Here is a 4958-nt window from a genome sequence, read left to right as displayed (position 1 = left end):
AAATCAAACCTCGATCGCTCATGGTAGCGTCATTTTAGGTGGAATTGAAGGTGTCAAAACCCGATTGAGTAGCGAAAATATCCATGTCAGAATTTTAGCATTGAAAGATGCGATAAATTATGGCGATGCTGGCTTGCATCTGGTAATTGGATACTTGGAAGATCCAGAATCTCAAATCGTCGATGCCGCTTATGAATTATTAAAAGATCGATCGGAACCATTCGTATGCGATTCTCATTCTGAGAGGCTCCGCCAACGCATCGAGCGTTATTTAGACGATCGAGAATTAGAAATTGAAGACATGAAATATTCATGGCTAGAATCGAGTCCCGAAGCTGCCATTGGGAAGCAATTTAAAACAAATAAAGCATCTCAATCGATCGCAAATTCTAACACCAATTCGAGACGGGTGAATAAAACCAGCAAGAAACGCTGGAGTGGTGCAAGTTAGCTCGACAAAAGGTAACTAAATATGTCAAAGCACGATAGCCCAAATGAATTTGATGCTGTCTTGGGAAATCAAGGTATTGCTACCCAAGGCAGCATGATTTTAGGTGGTGTTGAAGGAATCAAACAACGATTGAATAGTCACAGCCTACAAGTCAAGCTAGCCGCGTTAGAAGAAGCAATTAATTATGGCACGGCGGGTTTGCAGGTATTACTCGCATATTTAGACGATCGAGATTTACAAATCCAAAATCGGGTTTACGAATTATTAGAATCGCGATCGGAACCTTTCGTCCGCGAACATCTTGCCAAAAACGGGATTAGGCGATATACCAGGCATAAAAATCGATTCGAGCTGTTCGAGCTGCTGGGTAGGGAAGGTACGCCAGAAACTGTCGATATTATGATGGAAAGTCTCGAATGCGATCCTCACAGTTCGCCATATAAACTCATCGATTATACCCTCGGATTGGTGAGGACTAGTGTAGGAGAAAAGAGAATCGAACATTACTTATTTAATGGGACGCAAACTCAACGAAATTATGCGGCACTTTATTTTAAACGACTGGGTGAAATGGGGATTTTGACTGAGGCGGTAAAAATGGGATGTATCGATCGCGTTCAAGCATTTTCTAAATAGGGTTTGCTAGTGAGGAGGGCGGGTTTGTTTGAGATTAATAGATTTTATCGAAGATCGATTGCATAAACCCGCCCCTACAGCGTATCGACAAAAAATGATTTTTTATCGATCGATTCCTACCCAAATCATCCCGTAGGGGCGGGTTTATGCTAGTTTTCCCGCCATAGCACCATCATCCTCAAACAAACCCGCCCACCCCACCGATATCGATCGAATTGTTTTATCGATCGTGGGCATAATAGAAATAATCTCGCACTGTCAATACCCATGTCAGAAACCAATCCCCGCGAATCAGATCTAATTTTAGGCGGACAAAATCCACCTCCTGTGAATGCTGCTGTATTAGGTGGGGAAGACGGTAGAAAACAAAGATTACAACATAAAAAAGCACAAAAATTTTGGCAAGATTTTGAGTATTTGAACAATATTCCACATCGTCTTGCTATAAATTTTGCAGATCGACAGGTGGTGGATTTTGAACCTAATCCGGATTGGGTATGATTATGAAGACGTGGTTGATACTTTTGAATTAAAATGGCAACTATTACTGCAATCCAAACAAGTAGATGAAATTGAAGCTCTAGTCTTTGGGGTTTTAGATTGGTTCGTTGATATAGTTTCTATGCTTGCTAATGCTAAAAATTATTTGCCGAATCTAAAAGCAGTATTTTTAGGAGATATAGAGGATCGTGACTGTATGATTTCTTCATTACCACAATATGATGATATTTCCTCGATATTATTATCTTATGCACAATTAGAACACATACACGTCAGATGTAATAATGGGCGAAATGGTCGTACTGGCGAGAAAAGACCTGAAGGAATGAGATTTTGTAGTCCACTACAACATAATTATTTAAAGGTTTTGAGAATCGAATCCGGTGGATTGAATTCTCAAACGTTAATAGATATCAGTCAATTGGAGCTTCCATCTCTAGAGTACTTGGAACTATGGCTGGGTGCGCCCGAATATGGCGGCAATTCATCGATTAACGATCTAATGTTAATTATTTCTGGACAGAAGTTTCCTAAGTTAAGATATTTGGGACTCAGAAATTGTGACTATACAGATGAGATTGCTACTCAACTAGCCACATCTCCATTGATAAGGCGGCTAACCGAATTAGACTTATCAATGGGAACATTGGGTGATGAAGGTTTACTGGCACTCCTAAATTCTCCATTTATTAATGAGTTAGATGTACTCAATGTTAGTCAGAACTATATCACTACTGATTTTATTGAAAAAATATTACCTCGATTTGAACTTGATTGTCAGATTGTTGTCGATAGACAACAATGTTCTAAATATGTAGAACCAATCCAGCGATATTGTGCTGTTGCTGAGTAATTAAATCAATCCAAAATCCAAAATCCAAAATCCAAAATAAAACTATGGCTGAATATCAAAAAATCGAATACCGCATCGGTAAAGACGGCAAAGTCACCGAAACCGTCATCAATGGTAACGGCGAAACCTGCACCCTCGCCACCCAGGATATCGAAGCATCCTTGGGTAAAGTCGAATCGCGAGAACTATTACCCGAATATCACGATGGTGCGGATAACTACCTCGTCAACGAACAATCTCAATCTAACGAAAGTCAAGGATAGTCCAGATGGAGCCAGAATTAATCGGTGGGTTGGTGGGGAGTTTCACGAGTATTGCGACATTAGGATTCTTTTACTGGAGATCGCTTAAAATTGCGAAAGCTAATCGAGTGGCATTAGAATCGCGCTTTACTCAGGAAATTACCACCTTAAAAGATCGATCGCAAGCAACTGAATCAGCCTTACAATCTCAATTAACAGAGGTAAAATCTCAATTTCAAACTAGTGAAGTTAAAAGAGCTAAATTAGAAGAAGAAATTACCGCGCTGACGCAACAATGTCAGCGATTGCGGGAGGAATTGAAGACACAAGCAGCGCAAGTACAAGCGGATGCGATCGATGGTGGATTCGAGCAGATTCAAACCTTATTAACTCAATATCCCAGCGTGCGAAAGATGGTAGAAAGTCAGCCAGATTTACCCGCGCGCAATATCGTCGCTTTATTAACATCTCTGGAAAATCTCATTAAATTTTGGGAATGTCAATCGATCGGGAAACCGTGGGAAATGGTGCCATACGACCCGCAGATCCATCAAAGTGATGTAGATGACATCCAAGTTGGTGAGTCTGTTTACGTACGGTTTATCGGTTATAGGAAGGGCGATCGCATCTTAATTCCGGCAAAAGTCAGCCGTACTTTACCTGCAAATGCGAAATGATGGTGCGTTAGATGGTGCGTTAGGCTTCGCCGTAACACACCCTACGAATTTCAATCCAAAATCTAACAAATCGTCAGGTTATAATAGTTATGGATTTATTGTTTGAGATAATCGATCGTGCCAGCTAAAGATATTTTTCACGATGCAGTGAAACACGCATTGGAAAAAGAACGATGGATAATTACCGAAGATCCTCTGTTCTTGCGTTTTGGTGGAGTTGATATGTACATCGATCTAGCTGCGGAACAGTTAATGGGTGCAGAAAAAGATGGTGAAAAAATTGCCGTTGAAATTAAAAGCTTTATCGGAGTTTCTGCAACGACAGAGTTTAGTACTGCATTGGGACAGTTTCTCAAATATCAATTAGCACTAGAAGAACGAGAACCAGATCGCGTTTTGTATCTAGCTATACCTATCGATGTGGATCGAGGTTTCTTTTCACTAGAACTACCCCGCCGTTTGATAGAAAAATATCGAGTTAATTTAATTGTCTACGAACCAGAAGAGGAGGAGATCGTCAGATGGCAAAAATAGATGAGTACAGACAAATAGTTCGAGATTTATTGACTGAATACAGCCAAATCAAAGCGGCTAATGAAGAAGTAGAAGCAGAATTAATTTTTGACTTGGAGCGCGATCGATATCAAGTCGTTCATGTCGGGTGGTCGCGCAAACATAGAGTTTATGGCTGTGTTTTGCATTTAGATATTAAGGACGGTAAAATTTGGATTCAGCACGACGGTACTGAGGGGGGAATCGCAAATGAATTGATAGATAAAGGTATTCCTAAGCACGATATTATTATTGGCTTTCATTCGCCGTTTAAACGACAGTTTACTGAGTTTGCAGTTAATTGATACAAAATAAATGGTGCGTTAGGCGTCTGCTTTAGCAGACGCTCCGCGAACGCCGTAACACACCCTACATATATTGATGTCGATCGCAATCCGCAATCCCCAATCCGCAATCCAAAATATCTATGACAGCCATCGCGATCGATTTTGGCACTAGCAATACCGTAGTCAGCATCTTAGAACCCGATACCCAGACACCGAAGACGCTGCGGTTTCCCAGTTTGTCGCGGGTATTTAATTTGGGCGATACGATCGCCACAGGTGGAGATATTGCCGTGATTCCGAGCTTGGTATATGTTGCCACAGGGCGCGAGATTATCGTCGGGGAACGGGTGCGATCGCAACGATTGGGACTATCACAACCCCAACGGTTTTTTCGGGCATTCAAACGCGATTTGGCGGCAGATTTTCAGATCCCGCCACGGACGATCGAGGAGAAGATATTCGATTCTCATGCGGTGGCGATCGAATTTTTGACTCAGATTTGGCAAGAAATTTTAGCCGCAAATATCGAGCCATCTTTAGTAATTTTTACAGTTCCTGTCGGTACGTTCGAGCGGTATTTAGATTGGTTTAAAGATGTGGCTGTTGAGTTAAAATTACCCACGGTTAAATTCGTAGATGAATCGACAGCAGCGGCTTTAGGTTATGCCGTGCAACGTCCGGGTTCGATCGTGTTAGTGGCTGATTTTGGTGGGGGAACGCTGGATTTAAGTTTGGTAAGAACTTCGCCTTTGGGTGCTG

The 4958-nt window shown here is 41.5% G+C and carries 8 protein-coding genes and 1 pseudogene; all 9 read left to right on the top strand.

The window, feature by feature from the left end:
- Positions 1-451: pseudogene (locus C7B77_RS30390) on the top strand (hypothetical protein); the annotation flags it as partial.
- A gap of 21 nt (positions 452-472) precedes the next feature.
- Positions 473-1087, top strand: coding sequence for a GUN4 N-terminal ARM-like repeat domain-containing protein (locus tag C7B77_RS23895; protein WP_106310790.1), 615 nt, complete (start codon positions 473-475; stop codon positions 1085-1087).
- A gap of 267 nt (positions 1088-1354) precedes the next feature.
- Positions 1355-1588, top strand: a complete 234-nt coding sequence (locus C7B77_RS23890) for a hypothetical protein (RefSeq protein WP_106310787.1) — start codon at positions 1355-1357, stop codon at positions 1586-1588.
- 10 nt (positions 1589-1598) lie between these two features.
- Positions 1599-2441: a hypothetical protein gene (locus C7B77_RS23885; protein WP_146138484.1), complete on the top strand. Its 843-nt coding sequence runs from the start codon at positions 1599-1601 to the stop codon at positions 2439-2441.
- A 44-nt stretch (positions 2442-2485) separates the two neighbouring features.
- Positions 2486-2704, top strand: a complete 219-nt coding sequence (locus C7B77_RS23880) for a DUF2997 domain-containing protein (RefSeq protein WP_106310781.1) — start codon at positions 2486-2488, stop codon at positions 2702-2704.
- Between the two features lie 5 nt (positions 2705-2709).
- Positions 2710-3360, top strand: a complete 651-nt coding sequence (locus C7B77_RS23875) for a nucleotide exchange factor GrpE (RefSeq protein ID WP_106310778.1) — start codon at positions 2710-2712, stop codon at positions 3358-3360.
- A 117-nt stretch (positions 3361-3477) separates the two neighbouring features.
- The gene (locus tag C7B77_RS23870) at positions 3478-3894 is read left to right on the top strand and encodes a XisH family protein (RefSeq protein WP_106310775.1); all 417 of its coding nucleotides are present in this window, start codon (positions 3478-3480) and stop codon (positions 3892-3894) included.
- Positions 3882-4217: a XisI protein gene (locus C7B77_RS23865; protein ID WP_106310772.1), complete on the top strand. Its 336-nt coding sequence runs from the start codon at positions 3882-3884 to the stop codon at positions 4215-4217. Before C7B77_RS23870 ends, C7B77_RS23865 begins: the two co-directional genes overlap by 13 nt.
- A gap of 122 nt (positions 4218-4339) precedes the next feature.
- Positions 4340-4958 (top strand): Hsp70 family protein (locus C7B77_RS23860; RefSeq protein ID WP_146138483.1); only part of this gene is annotated, 619 nt, incomplete at its 3' end.

Origin of the sequence: Chamaesiphon polymorphus CCALA 037, assembly GCF_003003845.1 — a bacterium.
In the GTDB taxonomy this organism is placed as follows: domain Bacteria; phylum Cyanobacteriota; class Cyanobacteriia; order Cyanobacteriales; family Chamaesiphonaceae; genus Chamaesiphon; species Chamaesiphon polymorphus.
Note: the sequence above shows the minus strand (reverse complement) of the source record. Positions and strands in the feature narration are given on the sequence as shown.

What these genes read in the sequence shown, in the direction of transcription:
- C7B77_RS23895 (WP_106310790.1), top strand. Translation starts at nt 473, where the DNA reads ATGTCAAAGCACGATAGCCCAAATGAATTTGATGCTGTCTTGGGAAAT.
- C7B77_RS23890 (WP_106310787.1), top strand. Translation starts at nt 1,355, where the DNA reads ATGTCAGAAACCAATCCCCGCGAATCAGATCTAATTTTAGGCGGACAA.
- C7B77_RS23880 (WP_106310781.1), top strand. Translation starts at nt 2,486, where the DNA reads ATGGCTGAATATCAAAAAATCGAATACCGCATCGGTAAAGACGGCAAA.
- C7B77_RS23875 (WP_106310778.1), top strand. Translation starts at nt 2,710, where the DNA reads ATGGAGCCAGAATTAATCGGTGGGTTGGTGGGGAGTTTCACGAGTATT.
- C7B77_RS23865 (WP_106310772.1), top strand. Translation starts at nt 3,882, where the DNA reads ATGGCAAAAATAGATGAGTACAGACAAATAGTTCGAGATTTATTGACT.